Below are 2,903 nucleotides of genomic sequence, written 5' to 3' on the forward strand. Positions count from 1 at the left end.
CGCCTCAGGGCAGGTTCGCGCCAGAGCGGCCTCGAGCGGCGTGCCCCGTCGCGGAGCAGGCGACTCTGTCGGAGCGGCACGGGCATCCTCCCGCGCCTCTCACCCGACTCTGCCCCCGAAACCAAGGGGTGCACGATGACAGAAGGACTCCGATGCAGAACGAAGACACCAGCACGCCGACCGGCGCCCCCGATCGTCTGACCCAGCGCCGAACCGTGGTGAAGGGCGCCGCATGGGCGATTCCTGTTGTGGCCGCCTCGATCGCCGCTCCGATGGCGTCGGCCTCGACCGCCCCCCAGTGCGCCCTGCAGGACGCGCAGCGCATCGACGCCACCTCGACCACCGCGCTCGCGGCCCGGACGATCCCCGTGCCCGCGGGAACCCAGTGGGTCCGCTTCACGGCGGTCGGCGGAGACGGCGGCGGCGTCCGCACCGGGTCGGACGTCACCAGCGCCGGTGCGCGGGTGACGGGCACCATCCCCGTCGACGCGCTCGGCGGAGCGTCCGAGATCGTCATCACCGCGGGCTCGGGCGGCAGCAACCAGGCCGGCGGCCGGGGGCTCGGCAACGGCGGGGCTCCGGGCACTCCGGGCTACATCGGCTCCGGAGGAGGGGGCGGGGCCAGCGGGATCACCGCCGCGGGCTCCCTGCTCGTCATCGCGGGCGGCGGCGGCGGTAGCGCCGCCGGCTTCACCTCGAACGACTTCACCCGGTCCGCCCGCGTCGGGCCGAACGCGGGGTCCGGCGGTCCCGTCGGCGGCTCCGGCTACGACAGCGCCGTCTCGCGCGCGGACAGCAGCACCGGCTCCACCGAGCAGGCCCCGAGCACCGGTGGAAGCCAGACCGGGCCGGGGCAGCCCGGTGTGACGACGGTGAACGTGACCGAGTCGGTTCTCGGCAGCCCGGGCTCCGGGCGCGACGGCGGTGCCGGCGCAGCGAGGACGAACGCGAGCCGCCAGGTGACCTATGCGTCCGGTGGCGGTGGCGGCGGCTACTTCGGCGGTGCCGGCGGCGGCACCTCCCTGTGGGTGCGGGGTGGCGGCTCCTACGCGGCCAACGCGTCGACGGGCGCAGGAGGCAGCAGCTTCGCCGCGTCCGGCGTGACCGTCGAGAACTCCGACGTCGACACCCGTTCGCAGACGATGGGCTACGTGGAGGTCGCCTTCTTCGTCTGCGAGTAGCGCCTCCCCGAAGGCCAGCTGAGCCTCCGTGGTCGCCCGCTCCGGCGTGCGACCACGGAGGCTCGTCGTCGTCACCGTCCGCTCCACGTCGTCCCCGTCCTCCTGATGTCCCATCACCATATCAGTATGGGAAGGAAGACACCAGCCCTCACTCCTCCTGCGGCTCCGCGCCGTCGTGCTGCAGGCGCACCAGGACGCGGCGGAGGTGCATGGCCGCGAGGACACCGGGACCGAGGGTCCGGGAGGTCGCGGCGGTCCGCTCGTCGACGACCTGCACGAGGTGCCGGATCGCACGGGCCGCGCCTCCGATCGCCCGGTGGGTCGCGGGAGAGCCCGGGTCGTCGCGGTCGATCGCGTCAGCGACCGCCCGGCAGGCCTCGCTCAGCGGCGGGCCGAGCGCCGGATCGAACGGGAGCGCGCCCGGCCGCTCCCAGATGGTGTCCGCGAGGGCGCCGCTCAGATCGCGGACGTGGAAGAGGATCGCGTCGAGCGTCTCGAGGCGGAGGTGGTCGGGTCGGGAGTCGCGCCGGTGCAGCAGTGCGCGCGGGTTGCCCTTGCGGCTCTCGTCCGCGTCCGCGAGGGCCGCGCGGACCTCCTCCGCCGTCCGGGCCAGCTCCTCGCCGTTGCGCGCCCACGCCTCGTGCTCGGGCGGCCACGTCTCCTCGAGCGCGGCGGCCAGCTGGCGCAGGTGCTCCGCGAGCTCGCGCTGGAACGCGTCGACCCGGGCGGAGGCCGCCTCGACGGTGAGCCCGGGGGCGACGACCACGTTCACCAGCAGCCCCACCACCACGCCCACCGCCATCTGCACGAGGTAGCCGAGGGAGTAGTCCTCGGCGTCGGCCCCGCCGATGATGAGCACGAAGAGGGCCGCCATCGGCACGTACTCGCGGCCCGCGCCGAACCACCCCGTCCCCGAGAGGACCACGCCGATCCCGACGACGAGCGGGATCGTCCACCAGGTCGGTCCGACGGTGACGACCACGAGGGCGGCGAGCCCGATCCCCGCCGCCAGGCCGAGCAGGGTCTGCAGTCCGGTGCGGACCGAGCCCATCAGGGTCGGGTACATGCTGACCAGGGCGCCGAGCGGCGCGTAGTACGGGTACTGCTCCGCGACTCCGGGAGCGAGCGGCGCGACGGCCCAGGCGATGCCGACCGCCAGCGCCGTCTTGAGAGCGAGCATCAAGCGCGAGCCGGTGACCGCCTCCCGCCAGGCGAGGGCGGCGCGGGACGTCCGGGTGCGGGGCATCCCGGCACCCTAGGCGAGGGGCGCGGCCCGTCTCTCCCCTCTTGACAGCGGCGGCGGAGGCCCGAGCGACGGTGGAGGGCCGAGGGCGGCGGCTCGGGACGGCGGTGCTGATCACGACTCACGACGAACGTCCGATCCGGCCCACGTCGCCTGCGCCGTTCCACGGGGCGCCGCGGATCCTTCCTCCGTGACGAAAGCGACCGCGCGGACCGCAGGCGCCGTGAAGTGATGCCACCCCCGCTCACGGGGGCCGTTGAGTTTGCGCAGACGCCCTGTTACCGTGAACAAACCGTGCAGCTGGCGGCGTCGGAGGCCTCGAGGTGGAGGTCGCGCCGGATCCTGCGAGTCACGGCGAGCTCTTCTCCGAGGTCCACCGGGCCTCTCCCCTTGGCGCCCTCCGGCGCCTCTCCGCAGCCCCCCCGCCCCCGGGGGCGGGGGGGCTGCGGAGAGGCGCCGGAGGGCGCCAAGGGGAGAGG

2 protein-coding genes are annotated in these 2,903 nt (G+C 74.6%); one reads left to right on the forward strand and one right to left on the reverse strand.

The genetic code is table 11. The features are described from left to right. Window positions 1-152 precede the first annotated feature (152 nt). Window positions 153-1,181 (forward strand): hypothetical protein, encoded by a 1,029-nt coding sequence (locus C5D04_RS17605; protein WP_146085374.1) that lies wholly within the window; start codon window positions 153-155, stop codon window positions 1,179-1,181. A 148-nt stretch (window positions 1,182-1,329) separates the two neighbouring features. On the opposite strand, the gene C5D04_RS17610 is transcribed toward C5D04_RS17605, so the two are convergent. Beyond that, a complete protein-coding gene (locus C5D04_RS17610; RefSeq protein WP_104348136.1) occupies window positions 1,330-2,427 on the reverse strand; it encodes an aromatic acid exporter family protein in 1,098 nt (365 codons plus the stop codon). Between the last annotated feature and the right edge of the window lie 476 nt (window positions 2,428-2,903).

The sequence above is a fragment of the Rathayibacter sp. AY1D2 genome, assembly GCF_002932695.1.
Classification (GTDB): Bacteria; Actinomycetota; Actinomycetes; order Actinomycetales; family Microbacteriaceae; genus Rathayibacter.